The sequence below is a fragment of the Catelliglobosispora koreensis DSM 44566 genome (genome assembly GCF_000379685.1).
Taxonomy (GTDB): Bacteria; Actinomycetota; Actinomycetes; order Mycobacteriales; family Micromonosporaceae; genus Catelliglobosispora; species Catelliglobosispora koreensis.
In genome coordinates, this window is the sequence record NZ_KB903292.1 from 258,445 (window position 1) to 280,333 (window position 21,889).

Below are 21,889 nucleotides of genomic sequence, written 5' to 3' on the forward strand. Positions count from 1 at the left end.
ATGTATCTGTCCACTGTGCACACCTCGCCGGGCCGGTCCTTCCGGCTCGGCGGGGTGCCGGGAACGGTTGTCACCCTGGGGATCGTCAGCATGCTCACGGACATCTCCTCGGAGATGGTCACCGCGATCCTGCCGATGTATCTCATCTACGGTGCCGGGATCGGGCTTGCCGCCCTCGGTGCGATTGACGCCCTGTACATCGGTGCCACGGCTGTGCTGCGGGTAGTAGGCGGCTGGCTCGCCGACCGGTTAGGGCGGCCCAAAGCCGTTGCTACGGCAGGATACGCGCTCTCGACGGTCAGCCGGCTGCTGCTGCCCGTCGCGGTGCCGGTCGCGCTGGCGATCGACCGCGCGGGCAAAGGCATGCGCACGGCACCCCGCGACGCGATGATCAGCCTGGCGGCGCCGCCGGAGCTGATGGGGCGGTCGTTCGGGGTACACCGGGCATTGGACGCCGCTGGGGCCTTGCTGGGCCCGCTGGTGGCCTTCGGGTTGATCAGCCTGGTGGCCGGGGGATACGACGTGGTCTTCGTCGCGAGTTTCGCCTTCGGTGTCGCCGGGGTTCTGGTCATCGCTCATTGGGTACCCCATAAGCCCGCCCCTGAAAGGAAAGCGAGCTTTAGCCTGCGTGAGGCTTGGCGAGCCGTGCCGAAGAAGCCCGTCCTGAGCACCGTCTTGTTCGGACTGTGCACCGCCGGCGACATGGTGCTGTTCGTTACGCTGCAACGCCAAGCGGGCCTGCCCGCCCAAGTCCTGCCGCTGCTGCCCCTCGGCACCGCCGTCACCTTCCTGCTCTCCGCGGCACCGGTGGGCCGTCTCGCCGACCGCATCGGAAGGTGGCGTATGTTCGCCATCGGGCACGGGCTCCTAGTGGCCGCCTACCTCATCATCGGGCTAACGCCAGGGCTCGCGATCGGCGCACTGGTCCTGCACGGCTTGTTCTACGCTGCGACCGATGGGGTCCTGATGGCTTATGCCGGACCGCTCATCCCCGCGCACGCCAGGTCTAGCGGGCTAGCTCTTCTGCAAACAGCGCAAGCGTTAGCGCGGGCGGCCGGAGCCGTCGTCTTTGGACTCCTCGCCGCGACCGTTGGCCCCGGTCTTCCGCTGGCCGCCTACGGCGGCGCGCTCGCCCTGCTGACCGCTACCGCCCTGATGAACCGGAGACGCGCATGAGCAAACGAACGTCGAGCCTGGTGCTCATCATCCTGACCGTGGTGTCGACGGCCAGTTACATCGTGTTCCGCGCCCAGCAGAGCGCACCACAAGAGACGTCTTTACGGCCGGGCGCCTTACTCAAAGTGCACGAAGGCGTTGTCCGCATTGACGGTCAGAACGGCCCGGCGTGTGTGCGGGCCTATGCGGCCGGTGGCACGGTCGTGTGCCTGCGGCCCGGTATCCCACCCGACGGGTCCAAGGTCGTCATCTACGACAGTCAGTTCAAGGAGCTGAAATCGTTGTCACAGTGGGGATTGCCAAGCCGGGCGCGCGTGTCGGCCTCAGGCCGCCTGGTCGCGTGGACCGTCTTTCGCACCGGAGACTCCTATCTCGCTCCCAACGGTCAGTTCTCCACCACCGCCGGGGCATATGACCTCAAGACCGGTGCCCATTACGGATCGCTCGAAGACTTCAGCGTGAACCTGAACGGACAGCCTTACGAGGCTGTGGACCGCAACTTCTGGGGCATCACGTTTACCAGTGACGACAACACCTTCTACGCGACGATGTGGTCTGGTGGCAAGACGTGGCTCATGCGCGGGGACCTCACGAAACGGCACCTGGAGTCGTTGCGGGAAAACGTCGAGTGCCCGTCCCTGTCACCTGACGGAACGCGCCTGGCGTACAAGAAACGGTTCGGGGATCGCTGGCGCCTGCACTTGCTCGATCTTGTGCGAAACACCGACATCGCCCTCGCCGAGACGGACAGTGTGGACGATCAGCTGGCCTGGGTGGACAACGCTCACGTCGCCTATGCCAAAGCACATGAGGGCCAGCCAGCGATCTTCAGACTGCCGGCCGACGGCACGGGACGGCCAGAGCTCGTCGGCCCGGGGTCCTCTCCAGCGTTTCTGGGAGGCTAAATTAGACAACGATGAACAACCGCGATATCGCGACGTGGCGCATGCACGAGCACAGACTGTGGGGCACGCCGTTCGGCGATCCCGTTGAAGCGCTGCGCTGGTTTGGTGCCATGCAGGCGCAAGAGTTCGGCCCGGCGAAGTGGGCGCTCGGTCAGCGCACACGAGCGAGCGACGATGGCGCGATCGAAAGGCTCTACCGCGACGGCACGATCCTGCGCACCCACGTGCTGCGGCCGACGTGGCATTTCGTGCACCGCGACGATATCCGCTGGGTGCTGCAGGCGACCAAGGCCCGCGTGCACCAGGTCAACGGCACCTACTACCGCAAGTACGGAGTCGACGAGGAGTCGTTCGCCAAGTGCGCGACGGTGTTCACCAAGGCGCTCAACGGCGGCAACGAACTCAACCGTAAAGAACTCATGGACGTGCTTGCCAAAGACGCGGGACTCACCGCCAGCGGACTGCACATGGCCTATGTCCTCATGCGTGCTGAGCTCGAAGCCGTGATCGTGAGCGGAACCGTGGGCGGCAAAGCCCCAACTTACGCGTTCTTCGACGATCGCGTTCCAGATAAGAAGTCCTTGCCCGTGGAAGAAGCGATCGTGGAACTCGCCCGCCGCTACTTCACGAGTCGTGGCCCCGCGACAGTGAAGGACTTCGTCCGCTGGTGCAGCCTGACCGTGGCCGACACCAAGAAAGCCCTCTCGGTGCTCAACGCCGAGCAGGACGGAAACTTCTACTTCGTCAAACCAAACACGGGCAAGGCACCAAAGTCGCCGCGGATCGACCTTGTGCAGGGCTTCGACGAATACATCATGTCCTACAGCGAAAGCAAAGACGTCCTGCGCTCGGACACCCCGGCCCGCGACATCGACCTCAGGACGTACTTGCACGCGATCCTGCTTGACGGTCAGGTCATCGGGCACTGGCGGCTGGTGCCGAAGCCGCTGACTGTCGAAGCTGAGCTTTACCGCCCGCTGAGCAAGGCTGAGACAGCCGCCCTGGACAGCGCGGTGAAAAGGCTGGGCGAGTTCTTTGGTACCAAGGCATCCTGGCTCATTGCCGGGTCTTGATGGCCTCGGCGAGCGCGATCGTGACAGCGGGCGTGCCCACAATGGACAGTGGCATCCCGCCGTCTAGCGTGGTGGTCACCAGCCCGCCAGCGCGTTGCACAAGCAGATGCCCGGCGGCGGTGTCCCACAACGGAATGTCTGGCGACAGATAGGCGTCGTGCTCGCCCATCGTGATCAGCAGCATCGCCCAGGCGGCGGAACCAGTGCGCCGCTCCTGCCGCACGAGCGGACCCAACAGGGAGCGAAGCCGGGTTGCCACCTCACTGCGGCTTTGTTCGTGCGGCCGGCTGACCGTAATCACGGCTTCGGACAACGGTCTGCCCGGCAGCAAAGCCGGAACATAAGAACCGTCTAATCCCGACGGTGTAGTCGCTAGCCAGCGATCGTCAGCAGGACGGTAAATTACCGCTGCCGTGGGCACTCCCGCCACATAGGCGGCGACGCAGACCGCGTAGTCGGGAGTGCCCGCCACGAAGTTGGCTGTCCCGTCGAGCGGATCGACATACCAGCACACCGAAGTTGACCCAGCGAACCGCCCCGACTCCTCGGCCACGATGGCGTCGCCGGGCCGGTGCCGGCGGATGACTTCGGTAATCGCCTCCTCCGAAGCGAGATCCGCCGCGGTGACGAAATCCTCGATCCCGCCCTTGTCCCGCGTGGCCAAATCGTCGCGGGACACGGACACGATCGCCGCGGCACCTGCTCTGGCCGCCGCTAACGCCACCGAATGCAGATCATCAGACACGTGCTGAGCTTAGGCCCACCGCCGCATGCGGCATCTGCCAGCCTTCAGCCAGCCGTGAGGCCGCCACATTTCGGCCGTCACCGAAGAATTCACAGAACTTCATGATGAGCGGATCCCACTTCTCCGGGTCGACATAGTGGGTTCCAGGGATGATGAGCTCCTGCTCGACATGTGCTCGCAGGACTTTGACGTGAATGGTGCTGGCGCTGAGATCCCCGACCGGATGGATCGCGGTTACCTTGGCTTCCAGCTGAATCGGGCACTGCCGCACGCGCGGCGCCCACACGAGTTCCGACGCTTGCTGATTGAGGCCCGCGTGGGCGAACTTATCGGCCACATGGCGGTAACCCATGCGTGCCTTGCCTTCCGGCACAGAGTGCTTTCCGGTCGTCATAGCCAGGTTGTCGATAGCGGAGACCAAGCTGGACGGCACCAGGTTCAGCACACACTCGCGTTCGCGGGCCAGGTTCGCCGTTGTCTGCGAGCTGTTGCCCATTCCCAGCACGGCTTCCTGGCCCAGCCACCACGCTGATGACATCGGCGCGAGGTTAGCCGTGCCGTCCTCGTTACGGGTGCTGATGAGCACTACTGGAGTGCCGAAATACAGCACCTTCAAGTCGGTTTTCATATGCACCCGTCGAGCCTGTCACCGGCGGGACGCCCATGCTGGCGCTTTTCAGACGTCCCATCGCGTGACGCACGGGATCGAACACGGTACCTTTCCGACGTGCCTAAGCGATCTAAGCTGATTTGGTGGGTGTTCGGGGTGGTGGCCTCGGCTGCCGCTGCATGCACCGTGGTGTTGTATTGGCTGCTCCGCCGGGGCCGGCCTAGCGTCAGCACACCGGCACCGTCCAAATCCGACGGTGTGGTCACCCAGCCCGGCGGTGGGCCGCCGGTCGCACCGCCCAGCGGCGACACCAACGATGGCTGCCAGATTTCCTGCGACGATTCTTGCGGCCCAGCCACCGGCGCCGTTTGCGATGACGTGTTCAACGATGTCTGCCAGCAGCCGATGGATGATGTCTGCGGCGCCACGGCAGACAGTTGCACCTCGGGGAACGAGGGCTGCAATTCCGCAAGCGGCAGTTGCGACTCGGGATCCCGCAGTTGTGATACGGGCACAAGCAACTGTGGAAGCACCGTCGCCGGCAGCCACCTATTCCAGCTTCTCACCGGTGCCCAGCCATGGATGTCTGCGGCTGACACTCGGCCACGCGATCGGGTGACGCTTCCCGCACGGATCGGCGTTTGGGTGATCCGCGCCTATCAGCGTCACGTCTCGCGAAGTTTGGGCACGCGCTGCCGCTTCACCCCTAGCTGCAGTGAATATGGCGTGGACGCGTTGCGCCGCTATGGCGCGCTTGACGGCGCGATGCTCACGATCGCCAGGATTAGGCGGTGCACGGTCACGGTGCCTTTCGGCACCCTCGACCCGGCCTAGCGTCGCGTTAGGCGCGCTCGATGACGACCACCGGGATCTGGCGGGTGGCCTTGGCCTGATAGGTGGAATATTGCTGGAACAAGCCGGTCATCAGCTCCCACAACGCGGGCCGTTCACCGGGCTCGGCAAGGCGGGCGGTGGCGGGGAACACGTCCGGCCCGACCTGGACGGTGACGTTCGGGTCGGCGGCCAGGTTGAGGTACCACAACGGGTGCGTGGCTGAGCCGCCGTTGGACGCCACGACAATCAGCCGGTCGCCGTCTTGCCCGTAATACAGCGCGGTCCGCCGTAGTTTGCCGGACTTGCGGCCCCGCGTGGTCAGCAGCAGCGCGTCGTTGTTGTAATGACGGTGGCCTTTAGCGCCATCACTGTCCACGTAGGACTTGATGTGGTTGGCTACCCAGCCGGTCGGGCTGTCAATCACTTCTTCGTCAGAGGGCATCCGCCAAGACTACTGAACGGCTCTCCAGTACTGCTTATTTTTCTCGTCACGCACGACTATCCCGATCTTGGCCAGCTCTTCGCGCAGCTCAGAGGCGTCGTCTTCGCGGTCTTTGCTGATGGCTTTGGCCCGCGCTTTGAGCACCGCGTTGGCGGCACCGGGCACCGACGGGTCGTCTTCGATCCAGCGGCGGAACTCGGCGGCATGCGGATCGGCGTCCAGCCAGCGGTAACCATGCTTCTCAAAGGCCGGGCGCAACGCCGTACCCTCTAGGTCGGATTTTTCTCTGGCGAGTTCTTCGGTGTTCTTGCCCAGGAGCACCAAGTATTTCCCGTCCAGAAAGACCGCGGCGATCTTCGAGCGGTGAAACTCCTTGGGGTCCTTCCATTTGCGGTTCAGCTCCACGCTGTCACCGGACAAGGCCACACTCATGCTCTCGGCGGCGGCGAGGAATGACACGACAAGGCCGATGAGGGCGCCAATCGCCAGGGCGCCGATGGTGGCGTGGGGTTCTTTGATCGAGGCGATCAGCTTGAAGGGCCCTTGGAGCGGTGCCCACTGCAGGCCCGCCACCCAGCCAGCGATCGACTTGAGTAGCCATCCCGCCGCGGCCCCGATCACCGGGAACCCAGTCCACACGAGCACGGGAATCCAGCGGGGTTCGGTCACCACGTCGCGATCGCTCATGGGCCTTAGCCTAAGACAGCTCCGCGTCATGGATGAGGATGGCTGCCTGCACCCGGTTGCTCAGCCCGAGTTTGGCCAGCGCCCGGCTCATATGGGCCTTCACGGTCGTCTCGGCCATGTCGAGCTGACGGGCGATCTCCGCATTGGACAGACCGAGCCCCGCTTGGCTGACGACCTCCATTTCCCGGTCGGTCAGTACGGTCAAACGCTGCCTGGCGTTGTGCGCGAGCGACGGTCCCTTGCTAGCGAACGAACTGATGAGCCGCCGGGTAACAGTTGGTGAAAGCATGGCGTTGCCTGCCGCGACCGTGCGTACGGCTTCGGCGAGATCCTTCGGCGGCGTGTCTTTGAGCAGGAATCCGACCGCTCCGGCACGCAGTGCCCGGTGCACATATTCGTCTATATCAAACGTCGTCAGCATGACGATCTTCGGCGGATCCGGTTGCTGGTTCAGCTCTTCGGCGGCACTCAGCCCATCGCGCCCGGGCATCCGGACGTCCATCAGGACCACCTGCGGGCGGTGCCGCACGACCGCTTCCACGGCTTCGTTTCCGTCCCGGGCTTCGGCGACGACGGCGATGTCCCCGGCCGCTTCGAGGATCATCCGCAACCCTGAGCGCACCAGTGCTTCGTCATCGACAATCAAAACCCGGATCATTCGGGGGTACTCCTTAAGCTTCGCCCGGAAGAAACGCGGTGACCGTGAATCCGCCGTCAAGACGGGGCCTGGCTTCGAACCGGCCGTAAAGCAGCGCGACTCGTTCACGCAAGCCGATCAGCCCGAGCCCGCTGCCGGGAAGGCGCTCCGCACCGGACCGGGCCGGCTCGTTGTCCACCTTCAGCTCCACCGAGCTGCCAAGGTAGTGCATGCTGACCCTCGTGTCGGCGCCGCCGGAGTGCTTGACGACGTTGGTCAGCGCCTCCTGCACGAGGCGATAGGCGGTGCGCTGCACGACAAGAGGCAGCGGTCTCGCCTCGCCGGTTTGGGTATAGGTGACGTTCACTCCAGCGGCCCGTGTCTGGTCGAGCAGACGCTCCAGATCGGACAGATCAGGTTGCGGTGCCAGGTCACCGGTATCTTCTGTGCGCAGAACCCCAAGCACTTGCCGCAGCTCGGTTAGCGCCTCGCGGCCCGTGGTGCGGATCAGGGCCGCCTCGGTGCTGAGCTTCTCGTCGGCCGTGTTGACTTCGATCGCCCCGGCGTGCAAGACCATGAGGGCGACCCGGTGGGCCACAACGTCATGCATTTCGCGGGCGATCCGTGCGCGTTCCTCAACGCGTGCCTGCTCGGCCCGGGTGGCCTGCTCCCGTTCTAGCCGCGCGGCTTTGTCCTCAAGCGCGGCGAAGACCTGCCGGCGGGCGCGCACCGCGAAGCCCACCGCGAACGGCAGGCCGACCATGAGGCCATAGACCGCCATGCCGACCAAGGAGCCGGTGCCCAGGTCATCGGTGTGGGCGATGCCGAACGCGGTCGGGACGACGACAGCGGTGGCCGCCGCGGCCAGGTAGGCGAAGATGTGCGGCCAGCGGCTTAGCCGCAGCGCGACGTAATAGGACAGCACACCGACGACGGGAAACATCGTCAGCAGGCACCAGCCGAGCGTGGCGACTACGGCCAGCGGCCAGATCCAGCGGCGGGCCAGCCCAGCGGTCAGCCCGGCGAGCGCGGCCCCGGTGAACAGCAACGGGTAGATCACGTCGGAGCCGGAGTACTCGCTCATGGTCTGCACCGGCGTGACGCCAGGCGAGGAGAGCGAGGCGATGGCCACGATGCCACCGAGCCCCCACGGGGTAACTCGGCGGATCAGCCGGGTCACGCGCTGTTCGTCCACCAACCGAGCGTAGGCCGCGCGGTGGCGATCGTCTCTGCTGCCAAAGTCACAAGCGCTGCAACTTAAGTAGGAGGCCCGAAAGCACTCAAGCCAGATTTGGCTTCGCCCAGCGCACGGAAGCCTTGCCACCATGACGAGAGGTGCGGCCGCACGGGCCGTTGAGCTGACAAAGATTTATGGGCAGGGCGAGGCGCGGGTGACCGCTTTGGCCGGGGTAACGGTCAGCTTCCACGCGGGCGAACTGACCGCCATCATGGGCCCCTCGGGCTCGGGGAAATCGACACTTATGCACTGCGTGGCCGGTCTTGATACCGCCTCGAGCGGGAAGTCCTGGATCGGGGACACAGAACTTTCGGCGCTTAGCGATGACGCCCTGACGATTTTGCGGCGCGACCGCGTGGGATTCGTCTTTCAGGCGTTCAACCTGCTGCCGACATTGACAGCGATCGAAAACATCGTGCTTCCGCTCGACCTGGCCGGGCGCAAACCTGACCCGGCGCACGCCGATGCCATCATCGACGCGATTGGCCTGCGCGACCGGCTGCACCACCGCCCAGGCCAGCTTTCTGGCGGGCAACAGCAGCGCGTGGCGTGTGCCCGCGCGCTCATCACCAAGCCTGACGTCATCTTCGCTGACGAGCCCACGGGAGCGCTGGACTCACGCTCGTCGGCCGAGCTGCTGAGCCTGTTGCGGCGCAGCGTCGATGAGCTACGCCAGACCGTGGTCATGGTGACGCACGACCCGGCCGCGGCCGCCTACGCCGACCGGGTGCTGTTCCTCGCCGATGGCCAGATCGTCGGCGAGCTGCTCAAGCCCGACGCCGACAGCATCCTGGACCGCATGCGCGATCTGGAGCACCGGGCGGTGACGGTCTAATGCTGCGCGCCGTATTACGCGATATGCGAGCGCACCCGGGGCGGATGGCGATGACGTTGGTCGCGATCGTGCTCGGGGTGGGGTTCGTCGTGGCCACGTGGGTCGTGTCCGACTCGGCCGCCGAGACCGTCTCCAGTGGATCGTCCAGATCGGACGTTGCGGTGCAGGTGACGGGGGAAGAGCTGACACCGGAAACGGTCAGCGAACTTCGGGCGCTGCCGGGTGTGACGAAGGCCCAAGGCGTCGCCTTCGGTTACTCGGCGCTCGTCGGCAAGGACGGGAAGATCAGCGGGTACTCCTTCCCCGACATGGGCGGCACCGCCTGGGATTCCAGCGAACGGTTCAGTCTTGTCAGCGGCCGGGCTCCGGCCACTGACAAGGAAGTCGCGCTGGAAGAAGCATCCGCCTCCGATGCTGGCGTGGGCGTGGGGGAGAGCGCACGGTTACTCAACGGCGACGGCAGTTCCCGCGACGCCACTGTCGTTGGCATCTACACCTATCGCCGGCTTTCCGTGGACGAGTCCACACCGGTGGCCGCGTTCGATCCAGCGACCGCTAAGCAGACGCTCGGGGAGAAGTATTCCTGGATCGAGCTAACCGGCACCGATGCCACAGCGATCGCCAAAGCCATTGCCGGCCTTGGACTGGACGCCAAAACCGGAGTTGAGCTGAAGGCCGACCGCGAAAGAGCGGCGACCAGTGAGGCTGAATTCGCGCGCAACTTCCTGCTCGCCTTCGCCGGTGTCGCCCTGCTGGCCGGGATGTTCGTCATCGCCAACACGTTCACGATGCTGGTGGCGCAACGGTCGCGGCACTTCGCGCTCCTGCGCGCCGTGGGTGCGCGGCGGGGTCAGGTGCGCCGGGCGATCATCGCCGAAGCGGCCGTGCTCGGCCTGATCGGCTCCACTATCGGTGCGGCCCTTGGTGTTGGCCTCGGCTGGCTCGCGATGACGCTCATCCGCACGACGGGGGAGACCATCGTCTTCGCCGTATCACCGCTCGCGATTCTGATCGGTTACCTGGTTGGTGTGGTGGTGACCGTGGTCGCCGCCTACGGTTCGGCTCGCCGGGGCTCAGCTATCGCTCCGGTCGCCGCGTTGCGGGCCGACGCGTCGCTGCCGCGCCGCTCGATCGTCCTGCGGACGGTCGCTGGAGCGATCTTCATCACCGGCGGCGTGGCCGCTGTGATCGCCACGAGTGGCACCCCGCTATCGAAGATGGAACGTGCCGTGGGCATGGGCGGTGCCCTGATCGCCTGGCTGGGCGTGCTGTTCTTGGCGCCGTTGCTCGCGTCGGCCTTCCTGAAGCCATTGTCCAAAGTGGCCAGAAGCGCGACCTCGCGGCTGGCCGTGCGCAACGCGATCCGGGATCCTCTGCGGACCGCCGCTACCGCGTCGGCGCTGATGATCGGGCTGGCGCTGGTCACCTCGTTTGCCACGGTGAGCAGTTCCGTTGAGGAGGTCATGACGAAGACCGTCAAGAATGACCTCCCGGCGCAAACCCTTGCGGTGCAACCTGTTCAGGCTTGGTTCGATCTGCCTGAAGCAGTCATCGAGCGAGTGAAGGGCATGTCGCCCAAGGACAGTGTCGCGACGCCGGTGCAAGGCGGAGTGCGTGTCACACTTCCCGGCCACGAGCTGCGCGGGCAGACGTGGACGGCGGTTGAACCGGCCGCTATCGGGACGGTCCTCACTCCGCCTATCAAGGAAGGACGCTGGGACCTTAAGGGCGGCTTCGCCGTTTCGACGGAGCTGGCCGACGAGTTCGGGCTGAAAGTGGGCACGCAGCTGACCCTGCACTTCGAGGAGGCCGCGCCGATCACCGCTCCCGTCACGGGGATTTACCCGGATAGTTACGTCATGCGGGGCGTCGTTCTGAACAAGGAGCTGCTTCCGGCCGGGCTCAAAGGGTACCCACTGGGGGTCTTCGTCAAGGGTGGCGACCAGAGCAAGCTGACCGCGGCCTTGGCTGACCGGCCCGATGTGGTTGTGCGCGATCGTGATGGCCTCATCGCCGCGCAGACCGAGCCGATCCGGCTGGCGCTGGGGATCATCTCAGCGTTGCTGGGAGCGGCTGTCGTGATCGCGGTGTTTGGCGTGGTAAACACGCTGGCGCTGTCGGTGCTGGAGCGCACGCGGGAGATCGGGGTGTTCCGGGCGGTTGGTGCGACGCGCAAACTCGTGCGCAGCTCGGTCAGATGGGAAAGCATCGTGATCGCCAGTTATGGCGGGGTGCTCGGCATCGGGGTCGGTGTCCTATTAGGAGCCGTGATGCAGCACGTCATCTTGACCCAGCCCATCTTCAGCCTGACCGTCCCGTGGCTGCTCGTGGGCGGCGCACTGGCCGGGATGGTCGTGGTGGGAGTCGTCGCGGCGCTTTGGCCAGCGCGCCGGGCAGCTCGCACCGACGTGCTGGCCGCGATCGCGACCGCGTAACTACTTGTAGTAGGTCACGACAAGCTGAAGCGCGGTGAAACAGCGGTGATATTGCGTGTCCCACGGGTTCGGGCGGGCTAGGTCATCGATGATGCGCATCAGCAGGCCGTGATTGCTCGCGGCGCCGGAAGCCCAGTCCTGGGCGATCCTCGTGATCGTCCAGGACCAGACGCCTTCGTAGGCCGGTTTGTCGCCCGAACATCCTTGCGGGTCTTTGGTTGTCGCCTCGTTCACCGAGGTCGTGGGCGGCTGATTGAACCAGCTCGACTGATCGTGGTTCCAGGCGGCCGTGATGCGCTGCAGTTTGACCGCTTGACTGGCCGTGCAGCCCCAGCCCCAGCTGCCGGGAGCGACGACTTTGGCCGACGCGATTTCCTTGCCCAGGAACGCGTTGACGTCAAACTTGAACAACGTCCGGTGCACACGCCGCCGATCCGGGTTCGACGTATCGACATAGCCCGCTTCGGCTGGGTGGCCGACATTGGTGCCATCGGACAGGATCGACCGCAGGAACTTGGTGTCCAGCGTCATCGTCGCGGTCTGCCGCGGCGGCGCGGGTGCTGCTGTCGTGGGAGCCGTGCCCGGCTTTGGACCGTCCACAGTGGACGGCGCTGACGCTGTGGCCGACGCTTCCGCTGACGGCGACACCGAAGGCGACCCGACCGCGATCACCGGCATATCCCAAGCCGGGCCGGTCGCCAAGACGTGACCTTGATGGCCATTGTCTTCGTTGCCGGTCAGCATGACGCCACCAGCGGTGGCAACAACGGCAGCGAGCAGCGCCGCGGGAAGAATGGCCCGATCCATTCGCTTTCTCCTCGTCCCCTGCCGCTGACCAAAATACAGGAGATTCGGGCCCTAGATGAGGCGGCGGTTGGCGAGGCTAGGGAGTTCTGTGCGGATCTTGGCGAGCCGGGCCAGGTCGAGGTCGGCGATGGTGACGCCGACGGTGTCGGGGGCTTGAGCGATTACCGTGCCCCAGGGGTCGATGACCATGCTGCGGCCAAAACAGGTGCGGCCCGGGTCGTGGTCACCGATCTGGCCCGCGGCGATGACGTAGCACTGGTTTTCGATGGCGCGGGCGCGCAGCAGCACTTCCCAGTGGTCGCGGCCGGTATGCAGCATGAACGCCGCTGGCACGACGATGACCTGGGCGCCGCCTTCGACGGCGAGGCGCCGGTAGAGCTCGGGGAAGCGCAGGTCGTAGCAGATCGACAGGCCGACGCGGACACCTTCGACATCGGCGACGACGGTCTCTTCACCGGCCGCGATGGTGGCTGACTCCAAATAGGACACTCGCCCGGGGATGTCCACGTCGTAGAGGTGGATTTTGCGGTAGGCCGCGACAAGGTAACCCTCGCGGTCGAAAAGCGGTGCCGTGTTGTGCGAACGGCCGGGGGAGCCGCTGGCCTCGTGGAACGATCCGGCTAGTACCCACATGCCCAGCTCGCGAGCTGCCTCGGCGAAGAACGTGGCGTATTCGCCGTCGAGCTTTTCCGCAGCGGGAGTGCCTTCGGCGGGCCCGAGATAGTCGGTGAATTCGGGCAGCACAGCCAAATCGGCACCGGCCGCGGCGGCGCGCGTCAGCAGGTCACGCGCCACGGCAAGGTTGGCCGCGCGGTCGTCTCGGGCGTTGAGCTGGCAAACAGCGACTCTCATCATCGGCTCCGGAAGCTCGACAGTCTGGATATTCCTTCGTTGAGCACCCCGTCAGACTTGCAGAACGCGAACCGGACGAACCGCCGCCCGGTTTCGGTGTCGTCAAAGAAGACCTGGGCGGGAATCGCGACCACGCCACCCTTGACCGCCAGATCCTGACATAGGTCGATGCCATCGGCATAGCCCAGCGAGCGGGCGTCGATTTGCAGGAAATACGTTCCCTCACACGGATAAACAGACGCGCCAAGGGTTTCGAGCCCATCGCGCAGCCGGTCACGCCTCTCTTGCAGGTCATCGCGCAGCCGAGTGACCCAGCCCATTTCCTGCGTCAGGCCAACCGCGATCGCCGCGTGAAACGGCGTGCCGCCGGCGAAGGTTAGGAACTGCTTGGCCTTACGCGCGGCGGCGACAAGTGGCGACGGTCCGCAGACCCAGCCCACCTTCCAGCCGGTGACGCTGAAAGTCTTGCCAGCGGAGGAGATCGTGAGAGTCCGCTCAGCCATGCCGGGCAGTGTCGCGAGCGGAATGTGCTGCTTGCCGTCATAGATAAGGTGTTCGTAAACCTCGTCGGTGACCGCGATCAAGTCGTGCTCCTGGCACAACTGCGCGATCAGGTCCAGCTCTTCGCGAGTGAACACCTTGCCCGTCGGATTGTGCGGACTGTTCAGCAGCAACAGCCGAGCCTTGGGCGTGATGGCCGCGCGCAGTTCGGCAGGGTCAAACGTGAAGCGAGAACCTTCCGAGCGCAGCTGCACCGGCCGGCGTACCGCCCCGGCCATCGCCAAGTTGGCCAAATAGCTGTCGTAGTAAGGCTCGAAGACCACCACTTCGTCGCCCGGCTCGCACAGAGCGATCAGCACAGCCGCGATCGCCTCGGTCGCGCCAGCCGTGACCATGATGTCGCCGAACTGCTGTCCGTAGTGGTCAAGCCGCGTCTTAGCGATCGCTTCGCGCAACTCCGGCAAACCATCGAGCGGAGGGTACTGATTGAGCCCGCCCGCGATCGCCGATTGCGCCGCGGCCAGCACGGCAGGCGGGCCGTCGCTGTCGGGGAAACCTTGACCGAGGTTGACCGCACCCGTCCGCCGGGCCAGAGCGGTCATCTCAGTGAAGATGGTCGTCCCGACGCTGCGAAGCTTCGAACTAGTAGGCTCGCGCACGCGCTAAGGGTAGCTGCCTGGTGTCGTAGAGTCCCGGCTTGCTCGCTTGTGCACGCGCCGGCCCGGCCGCCTTCTGCATCTCGCGGGCTTGCTGCTCGGCGAAGAAGGCTTCCTGGCGCAGGTTGCGCACGGCTGTCGCGGCCAGTTGAGCTGATTCCCAGGCCTTGGATTCCTTGACGACAGCCGCCTTGTGCTCGCGCAGCAGACTTTCGCGGATGCGCCGTTGCAGGATGACTTCCTGCTTAACCGGGTGCAGCCGTGGGTCCCAGCCGTTGCGGTGAGCCAGGGCGTCGCTGAGGTCCAAGGCGGACAGCTGGCGGTGACTGCATGCACGCATCGCGGCGCGGTGCAGGTAACGCTCGCGATCGGCGTATTCCGCTGGTGTCTTTGGGGTTTCGGGATCGGGCAGGGCGAGGGTCGCCTCGATGCGGCGGGTTAGCGCGTCGCCTTCCTCAAAGGCCTGCCATGTTTGCGCGGCCTGATTCATGGCTGCCAGCCAGGCTTCGCGCCGCTTGCGCGCGGTTTCTTCGGCCTGATCGGCGATGGAGCGCAGTCTTCTCGCGTGCAGGCGCAGCTCACGCGCCTCGGAGCTGAGACGCACACGCTTGAGAACGGGGCCAAGCGCCGGATCTGGCGCGTTGGCAGCGACCGGCTTGACGCGCTTGTCGCGTGGCATAAGGAACGCCACGCACATCGCGGCGACGAGGAGGAGTAGGGACCAGATAGCGAGGGCATGCTGGACGTCGGAAAAGAATTCAGCAACAACAATGTTCATGTGAGCACCTAGCGAGGGGAGAGGAGTGAGAAGGGTGAAAGGGGAGCTCTAGACGCCGAAACGCGGCGGAGCTCGCTCGCCCAATGGTGCGAAGGAAGAGGTAGTCACGGCTGACCGGGCGTCTGTAAACGACACGAGGGCCACAAAACCGAAGTGGTGCAATAGTTCGCGCACTATGGAAGCGGCGCTGGCCTGCCCGGCTTCAAGCCGGGCGACAAGCGGCGCCCATCCAGTGATCAATCGCGCGAATGCGACCACGATTCATAACTTACCCCATGCACCCGCATTGTCCATATCGGGGGTCGTCCCTCCGCTTAGGACAGCCGGCGCCGCCGCGTGCCCACCCAGAACAAAATCGCGCCGGTACCAAGCATCGCGGCACCTGTTTGGACATATGCGCCGATGGATGTGCCGGTCGCGGGCAAGGTCGGCACGAAGACGGTGAAGGTGCCCGCCGGAATGTTCACCGGACCTTCTTCGGTTTTGACGATGATCGGGAAGTCCGTCGGCCCGGTGATCTCACCGCAGGAACCGGTGGTCAGGTGCAGGTTGTAGCTGCCGTCAGCTACCCCGTCGATGACGGCCTCGCCGTTAGCGCCGGTTTCGGCTGTCACAGGGTTGCCATTCGCGTCAAGAATCGGGGTGCCATCCGGTTCGTCCAGTTCGACCGTCGCGGGGCACTCCGGGGTCACGCCGCCAACGGGAACGACGACCGGGACGGACTTGGTGGCCAGCCACAGCTGGAACACGGGAAAACCAACGATGGCAGTGAACTTGAACGTCAGCGTCTTGATGGCGGCGGTCGGCTCGAACCACGCCGAAGCACCCATGGTGTCGAGCGTGTTGCCTGTTAGCCTCGACGTCCCTGGGTTCCAGGTGGGAACATCCGTGAACGGACCGGGGCCGGCGCAGCTGCCGGGCTTCGGTGAAGAGGCGCAGTAGTTGAAGGTGCTCTGAAAACCTAGCTGTGCCGCGGGAACCGGGTCGCCGTTTTCGTCTGTGGCGGAGATCTGGACCCGGTCGGCGTCGACGTCACCGACCGCGAACGCCCACTTGCCAGCGGGTGTGGGCGAATCAAAGGTCCACGTGCTCGTGGATTCCGTGATGCCAGCAGCGGTGGAGATGTTGAGGTAGTTCATGTTCTGTGAGCTGCCGTACGCGGCGCCAATGGGTGTCCCGGGACCCATGAAAGCGCTCGCGCCACTGGGTGAGCTGACGGACGTCGCGTTGGAAGCCATGCTGGCCATGGGGAATCCAGCGGCGGGCGTGCCCTTGGCGGTCCAGTTGCCGTTGCTGCCAGACAGCGCCCAGTTCGCATAGGTTCCGGGCTCGGCGCCATAGGCGGCCGACGGAATGAGGCTTACGGCTGTGGTGATAAAAGCGGTAATGCCCAGCTTTGTGGTACGGCGCACAGTCGCATAACGATCTAGCTGGCGATTTAGGTGTTCCCTGAACGTTCGTAGATCCTATATGATTCGCGGGTGCGGATAGCCCTCTTCGTGACCTGCCTCAACGACGTGCTCTTTCCCCGCACGGGCATCGCTGTGGTGTCGCTTTTGGAGCGTCTGGGGCACGAGGTCGTCTTTCCGCAGGAGCAGACTTGCTGCGGTCAAATGCATGCCAACAGTGGGTACTCTGCACCCGCCCGGGCATTGGAATCCCTTACCGAGCAAGCGTTCGCGGGCTGTGAGGTGATCGTGTCGCCCAGCGGCTCCTGTGTGGCTCACCTTCGCGCGCACACTTCGCTGCCGGTGTACGAGCTGTCCGAGCTGCTCATCGACGTCCTCGGCGTGACCGACGTGGGCGCGCGGTTTCCGCATCGGGTCACCTATCACCCGTCGTGTCACGGGCTGCGCATGCTGCGCCTGGGGGACCGGCCACGGCGGCTTCTCGAAGCGGTTGACGGACTGGAGTTTGCCGAGCTGCCCGACGCGGAACAATGCTGTGGCTTCGGCGGAACGTTCGCCTTGAAGAACGCCGCCGTTTCCGGGGCCATGCTCGCCGACAAGTGCGCGGCGGCCTGCGCGACTGATGCCGCTTTCCTGACCGCTGGCGACAACTCGTGTCTAGCTCACCTGAGCGGTGGCCTCGCGCGCCGCCCCGGCGCGCCCAAAGCCGTTCACTACGCGGAAATCCTCGCCGGCACCGTAAAGACCGGCGCATGAACGCGCGGCCTTTCGAACTGCCACCAACAGGCTCCGGCATGGGGGTCGTCAGTAAGGTGCCGTTTGAGAAGGCCGCTCCGGTGTTTCTGGGGAATCCTCAGCTGCGGGCGAATCTCGGCAACGCGACCCGGACGATCCGGGGCAAGCGGGCGGCGGTGATCGCGGAACTGGACGACTGGGAGGGCCTGCGCTCACAAGCCGCGTCCATTAAGGACGATGTGCTCGACAACATGCCGTCCTACCTGGCTGCTTTCACCGCGGCGGCCGAAGCGGCGGGCGCGACCGTTCACCGTGCCGCAGACGCCGCGGAAGCGTGCGCTCTCGTGGCCTCCCTCGCCGGTGACGCACGCGAGGTCATCAAGGTGAAGTCGATGGCCACGCAAGAGATCGGCCTGAACGAAGCCCTTGCGGCGGCAGGGATTTCCGCCATCGAGACCGACCTCGCTGAACTGATCGTTCAGTTGGCCGATGACACCCCCTCACACATTCTGGTGCCCGCGATCCACTACAACCGCAGCCAGATCCGCGACATCTTCGCCGCCCGGATGCCGGGGTTCAGCAGCCCGTCCGATGAGCCCGCCGAGCTGGCCGCCGCGGCCCGCTCCTATCTGCGCCAGAAGTTCCTCACCACTGACGTGGCCGTCTGCGGCGCCAACTTCGCCGTCGCGGAGAGCGGGTCGCTCGTGGTCGTGGAGTCCGAAGGCAACGGGCGCATGTGCCTGACGCTGCCCAAGAAACTCATCGCCGTGGTCGGCATCGAGAAGCTGTTGCCCCGCTTCAGCGATCTCGGCGTGTTCCTGCAGCTGCTGCCACGGTCAGCCACCGGTGAGCGGATGAACCCGTACACGTCGATATTTACCGGTGTCACCCCAGGGGACGGGCCGTCGTCGGTGCACATCGTGCTGCTCGACAACGGGCGGTCCAACCTGCTCGCCGATCCCGTTGGCCGTCCAGCGCTGCGGTGCATTCGATGCTCGGCGTGCCTCAACGTGTGCCCGGTCTACGAACGCGTGGGCGGGCACGCCTATGGCTCGGTTTACCCGGGGCCGATCGGGGCGATCCTGTCACCGCAACTGACCGGGCAGCAAGCCGGTGCCAACAGCAGTCTTCCTTATGCGTCAACGCTTTGCGGCGCCTGCTATGACGTGTGCCCGGTGAAGATAAACATCCCGGAGATCCTGGTGCACTTGCGTCAGCAGGGGCCGCATCCGGTCGCGGAGAGCGCGGTGATGCGTACGCTCAGCTGGGTCATGCGGGACCGGCGCCGGTGGAAAGCCGCTGTGCGCTTGGCGCGCACGGGAGCCGCGCCTGCGCGGTTCTTGACGCGGCGCCGTGGCGGGACGATCCGCCGGCTGCCCTTCCCCATGTCGGCGTGGACGGAGCACCGGGACGCTCCGCTGCCGGCGAGCCAAAGCTTCCGGGACTGGTGGGCCAAGCGCCATGACTCTTGAGATGTTCGCCGACCGTCTCCGTGACTACAAGGCAGGAGTAACGCTTTGTGCCGCAAGCGAAGTGGCCGCGGTAGTCGCCTCACTTGTGTCCGAAGTGGTCGTAGCTCCCGGCTTGCCAACCGAGTGGGCGCCAGCGTTCGCCATCACGGACACCGGCTTTACCCCAGCGGAGCTGACCCGTCCCGTGCTCACGGGATGTGCCGTCGCCATCGCGAGCACAGGAACCATCGTGCTCGACGGTGGACCGGGTCAGGGGCGTCGCGTGCTCACCCTCGTGCCAGACCATCACGTGTGCGTCGTGCGCACCGAGCAGATCGTCGCTGACGTACCAGACATGTTCGCCGCCTTGGCAGATCCCACCCGGCCGCTGACCCTCATCTCGGGCCCGTCAGCCACGAGCGACATCGAGCTGAACCGCGTCGAAGGCGTGCACGGCCCGCGCCGGCTCGACGTGATCATCGTCGTTCAGTGACAAGCCGTGGAACCTATGTCAGTAAACGTCTTTCCGGGCACGGGAACGAACTCCCAGTCGTAACTGGCCGGGCGCAGCGTTAACTTCAGCACGCCGAAGGTGTCGTTGTTGCGGATTTCGCTGTTCGCCGCGACGCGCGTGAAAGCGTAGTGATTCGACCCGCCCATCCCGGCGACAAACTGCCGGATTCCGCTAGTGACGTCGAGCCTGCCTGCCGGGTCCTGTGGCGCGAACCGTTCGTACTGGTGGTTGTGTCCACCCAGGACAGCTTCGACACCGAAGTCATACAGGGCTTGAAACAGCGGCAGCGTCTCTGGTGTTGGCTTGTGGTTTAGTCCCGAAGTGAACAGGGGATGGTGCCACATCGCCAGCGTGCACAGCCGGGGATTGCTGGCCAGATCGGCCCGCAGCCACTGCTCCTGCGGCGATCCCGCGACGCAGGCGACGAACTCGCAGTTTGAGTTGAGCACGACGACATGCCAGGCACCGAGGTCATAGGAGTAGTAACCCTTGTCGCGGTCGCCTGCGGCGGCACCAAAGTAGTCGTAGTAACCCGCGGCGTCAGGTTCCTTGTATTCGTGGTTGCCAGCCACCGGCCGCGTGCGTGCCTTGTGCCGGCCCCAGGTCGGTTCATAACAGTCCTGGAACGACAGCCACGACCCGGTGGGGTAGACGCCGTCGCCCAGCAACGCGACGGTTCCGGGGATCGAGTCGATGAGTCCTGCGGTCTCGGTGTCGCCTGTCGTCCAGCAGGAGGAGACGTCACCGGCCGCCAGCACGACCGGGTCGTCGCTGAACGTTTCGGTCACGACGTGCAGTTGCGGACCGTGCGCTCCGGCTTCCCGGGCGTCAAAGACGAGCGCATCGCCTGACTCGGCGGTGATCGCGATGCTGAACGTTCCGTTGCCTGTCACCAGTTGACGCAGGTCGGCTTCGGCCCACTCACCGCGCTTCGCGAGACGCATCTTGCCCAGTGCCACGCCATCAACCGTGGGCTGGCTGGCCCATGTGACGTTTTCGGCCCACGAATTCGTCACCGCACGGACCGTCCCGCCGTGCTTGCTGCTCGACGCGAGCCGCAACCGAAGGCGCGCTTGGGTCACCGCTCCGGTCAGTCCGGTCACGTCGAACTTCAGGAACACCCGCCGGGTGGGGGAGCTGTCGGCGATCAGGCGTCTCGTGGAGCCGAAGCTCTCGCGGGGCTCACTTTTGTCCACATAAGTGTCAGCCACGGCGGCGAAAGCTGTGCTCTGTGCCGCGAGTGCAGGCAGCGGCGGCACGAAGGTGGCGTTGACCGTGATGACCAAAAGGGCAGCCGCAAGCGTTCGCCTCACGAATAGTCCTCACATGAGCCTAGCCAGAGCCCCCGGCAGCTCTGGCAGTCAACCCACTAAACGATCACCATTAGGCGAGGTGACCGCCAATAGAGGTATATCCGCGCAACAAATCGCGCGAGATGATCAAGCGCTGCATCTCGTCGGTGCCCTCAAAGATGCGCAGCAGCCGGACATAGCGGTACCACCGCTCGATGGGCAGCTCGCGGGTGTAGCCCATGCCACCGTGGATCTGCATCACGCGGTCGACGACGTTGTTGGCCATCGTCGCGCCATACAGCTTGGCCATCGACGAGGAGTGCCGTGGGTCCATGCCCTGATCGACCGTCCACGCCGCACGCAGAATCAGCCATCGGGCCGCCTCCAGCTCGGTCTCCGAATCCGCGATCATCCACTGGATCGCTTGGTACGTAGCGATTTTCGCCCCAAACGTCTCACGGTTGTTCGCGTGCTCGATGGCCATCTGCAGTCCCCGCTCGGCGATCCCGAGCGCGTGCGAGGGGATGATGTAGCGGCCCTTGCCGATCCATTTCATCCCGAGCTCGAAGCCCTGGCCTATCTCGCCCAGGATGTTGCGGTGTGGCACGCGCACGTTGTCGAACACGAGACTGGCCGGCCCGCCTTCGCCCATCGTCTGGATCCACTCCGAGCGCCAGCCCATGTCCCGGTCGACGAGGAACGCGGTGGTGCCGCCACCCCGGACACCCTTTTCCCGGTCCGTCACCGCGACGACGATGACGAAATCGGCGTCATGCCCGTTGGTGATAAACGTCTTCTCGCCGTTGAGCACCCAGTCGTCCCCGTCGCGGCGAGCCGAGAGCTTGATATTCGCGGCGTCCGATCCCGCGCCGGGCTCGGTGATGGCGAAACAGGAGATGCGATCGCCCGAGATCGTGGGGAGCAAGAACTCCTCGCGCTGGGAAGCGTTGGCGTAGAACAGAATGTTGTCGGCCTCACCGCCGAAGCGAAACGGCACCCACGAGCGCCCGATCTCGGTCCAGATCAGCGACTGCATCACGGCGGGCAGGTTCATCCCGCCAAATTCCTCCGGAGTGGACAGTCCCCAGAAGCCAAACTGCTTAGCTTTGAGCTGGAGCTCACGCAACTCGTCGCGCGACAGGCCGGGCTGATGTGCCCGTTCGCGGCGCAGCACCTCCTGCTCCAGCGGCATGACTTCCTTGCGGATGAAACTGCGGGCGGTGTCGCGAACGGCTCTTTCTTCGTCGCTTAGCGAGAAGTCCACGTGCGGGATATCCC

22 protein-coding genes are annotated in these 21,889 nt (G+C 65.1%); 9 read left to right on the forward strand and 13 right to left on the reverse strand.

The window, feature by feature from the left end; translation table 11 throughout:
• From A3E1_RS0135380 to A3E1_RS43840, 3 genes are read left to right on the forward strand one after another with little or no spacing between them, the layout of a single operon-like run.
• Positions 1-1,176, forward strand: a complete 1,176-nt coding sequence (locus tag A3E1_RS0135380) for an MFS transporter (RefSeq protein WP_020525565.1) — start codon at positions 1-3, stop codon at positions 1,174-1,176.
• Entirely contained in the window at positions 1,173-2,081 is a 909-nt protein-coding gene (locus tag A3E1_RS0135385) for a TolB-like translocation protein (RefSeq protein WP_020525566.1), read from the forward strand. The genes A3E1_RS0135380 and A3E1_RS0135385 overlap by 4 nt, the downstream gene beginning before the upstream one ends.
• Positions 2,082-2,092: 11 nt before the next feature.
• Positions 2,093-3,154, forward strand: coding sequence for a winged helix DNA-binding domain-containing protein (locus A3E1_RS43840; RefSeq protein ID WP_020525567.1), 1,062 nt, complete (start codon positions 2,093-2,095; stop codon positions 3,152-3,154).
• Here A3E1_RS43840 and A3E1_RS45460 read toward each other — a convergent pair.
• Together A3E1_RS45460 and A3E1_RS0135400 are read right to left on the reverse strand one after the other, a co-directional pair.
• Positions 3,138-3,899, reverse strand: coding sequence for an inositol monophosphatase family protein (locus tag A3E1_RS45460; protein WP_020525568.1), 762 nt, complete (start codon positions 3,897-3,899; stop codon positions 3,138-3,140). The two genes, A3E1_RS43840 and A3E1_RS45460, sit on opposite strands and share 17 nt — an antisense overlap.
• Complete coding sequence (locus A3E1_RS0135400) at positions 3,892-4,527, reverse strand: flavin reductase family protein (RefSeq protein ID WP_020525569.1); 636 nt, start codon at positions 4,525-4,527, stop codon at positions 3,892-3,894. Before A3E1_RS0135400 ends, A3E1_RS45460 begins: the two co-directional genes overlap by 8 nt.
• Positions 4,528-4,626: 99 nt before the next feature.
• Between A3E1_RS0135400 and yidD the strand changes: the two genes are divergently transcribed.
• On the forward strand, positions 4,627-5,343 hold the full coding sequence (yidD, locus tag A3E1_RS48700; protein WP_157631950.1) for a membrane protein insertion efficiency factor YidD: 717 nt from the start codon (positions 4,627-4,629) through the stop codon (positions 5,341-5,343).
• A gap of 7 nt (positions 5,344-5,350) precedes the next feature.
• On the opposite strand, the gene A3E1_RS0135410 is transcribed toward yidD, so the two are convergent.
• The 4 genes from A3E1_RS0135410 to A3E1_RS0135425 are packed head-to-tail and all read right to left on the reverse strand — an operon-like array spanning position 5,351 to position 8,304.
• Complete coding sequence (locus A3E1_RS0135410) at positions 5,351-5,785, reverse strand: nitroreductase family deazaflavin-dependent oxidoreductase (RefSeq protein ID WP_020525571.1); 435 nt, start codon at positions 5,783-5,785, stop codon at positions 5,351-5,353.
• A gap of 9 nt (positions 5,786-5,794) precedes the next feature.
• Entirely contained in the window at positions 5,795-6,472 is a 678-nt protein-coding gene (locus A3E1_RS0135415; protein ID WP_020525572.1) for a YqeB family protein, read from the reverse strand.
• 10 nt (positions 6,473-6,482) lie between these two features.
• Positions 6,483-7,130, reverse strand: coding sequence for a response regulator (locus A3E1_RS0135420; protein WP_020525573.1), 648 nt, complete (start codon positions 7,128-7,130; stop codon positions 6,483-6,485).
• 13 nt (positions 7,131-7,143) lie between these two features.
• Positions 7,144-8,304, reverse strand: a complete 1,161-nt coding sequence (locus A3E1_RS0135425; protein ID WP_020525574.1) for a sensor histidine kinase — start codon at positions 8,302-8,304, stop codon at positions 7,144-7,146.
• Between the two features lie 130 nt (positions 8,305-8,434).
• Between A3E1_RS0135425 and A3E1_RS0135430 the strand changes: the two genes are divergently transcribed.
• Entirely contained in the window at positions 8,435-9,181 is a 747-nt protein-coding gene (locus A3E1_RS0135430; protein WP_020525575.1) for an ABC transporter ATP-binding protein, read from the forward strand.
• A complete protein-coding gene (locus A3E1_RS0135435; protein ID WP_083929774.1) occupies positions 9,181-11,616 on the forward strand; it encodes an ABC transporter permease in 2,436 nt (811 codons plus the stop codon). Before A3E1_RS0135430 ends, A3E1_RS0135435 begins: the two co-directional genes overlap by 1 nt.
• Here A3E1_RS0135435 and A3E1_RS0135440 read toward each other — a convergent pair whose 3' ends face one another.
• The 5 genes from A3E1_RS0135440 to A3E1_RS43855 form a co-directional block, all read right to left on the reverse strand.
• Positions 11,617-12,423: a DNRLRE domain-containing protein gene (locus tag A3E1_RS0135440; protein ID WP_020525577.1), complete on the reverse strand. Its 807-nt coding sequence runs from the start codon at positions 12,421-12,423 to the stop codon at positions 11,617-11,619.
• A gap of 51 nt (positions 12,424-12,474) precedes the next feature.
• A complete protein-coding gene (locus A3E1_RS0135445) occupies positions 12,475-13,275 on the reverse strand; it encodes a carbon-nitrogen hydrolase family protein (protein ID WP_020525578.1) in 801 nt (266 codons plus the stop codon).
• The gene (locus tag A3E1_RS0135450) at positions 13,275-14,378 is read right to left on the reverse strand and encodes a pyridoxal phosphate-dependent aminotransferase (RefSeq protein WP_020525579.1); all 1,104 of its coding nucleotides are present in this window, start codon (positions 14,376-14,378) and stop codon (positions 13,275-13,277) included. The genes A3E1_RS0135445 and A3E1_RS0135450 overlap by 1 nt, the downstream gene beginning before the upstream one ends.
• Positions 14,379-14,418: 40 nt before the next feature.
• Complete coding sequence (locus A3E1_RS0135455; RefSeq protein ID WP_020525580.1) at positions 14,419-15,210, reverse strand: hypothetical protein; 792 nt, start codon at positions 15,208-15,210, stop codon at positions 14,419-14,421.
• A gap of 314 nt (positions 15,211-15,524) precedes the next feature.
• Positions 15,525-16,622: a hypothetical protein gene (locus A3E1_RS43855; RefSeq protein WP_020525582.1), complete on the reverse strand. Its 1,098-nt coding sequence runs from the start codon at positions 16,620-16,622 to the stop codon at positions 15,525-15,527.
• 69 nt (positions 16,623-16,691) lie between these two features.
• On the opposite strand from A3E1_RS43855, the gene A3E1_RS0135465 reads away from it, so the two are divergent.
• The 3 genes from A3E1_RS0135465 to A3E1_RS43860 are packed head-to-tail and all read left to right on the forward strand — an operon-like array spanning position 16,692 to position 19,298.
• Positions 16,692-17,375 (forward strand): (Fe-S)-binding protein, encoded by a 684-nt coding sequence (locus tag A3E1_RS0135465; RefSeq protein WP_020525583.1) that lies wholly within the window; start codon positions 16,692-16,694, stop codon positions 17,373-17,375.
• Entirely contained in the window at positions 17,372-18,826 is a 1,455-nt protein-coding gene (locus A3E1_RS0135470; protein WP_020525584.1) for a lactate utilization protein B, read from the forward strand. Before A3E1_RS0135465 ends, A3E1_RS0135470 begins: the two co-directional genes overlap by 4 nt.
• A complete protein-coding gene (locus A3E1_RS43860) occupies positions 18,816-19,298 on the forward strand; it encodes a LutC/YkgG family protein (protein WP_020525585.1) in 483 nt (160 codons plus the stop codon). Before A3E1_RS0135470 ends, A3E1_RS43860 begins: the two co-directional genes overlap by 11 nt.
• Here A3E1_RS43860 and A3E1_RS0135480 read toward each other — a convergent pair.
• On the reverse strand, positions 19,292-20,632 hold the full coding sequence (locus tag A3E1_RS0135480; protein WP_020525586.1) for a CBM96 family carbohydrate-binding protein: 1,341 nt from the start codon (positions 20,630-20,632) through the stop codon (positions 19,292-19,294). The two genes, A3E1_RS43860 and A3E1_RS0135480, sit on opposite strands and share 7 nt — an antisense overlap.
• A 70-nt stretch (positions 20,633-20,702) precedes the next feature.
• Positions 20,703-21,875, reverse strand: a complete 1,173-nt coding sequence (locus tag A3E1_RS0135485) for an acyl-CoA dehydrogenase family protein (protein ID WP_020525587.1) — start codon at positions 21,873-21,875, stop codon at positions 20,703-20,705.
• Between the last annotated feature and the right edge of the window lie 14 nt (positions 21,876-21,889).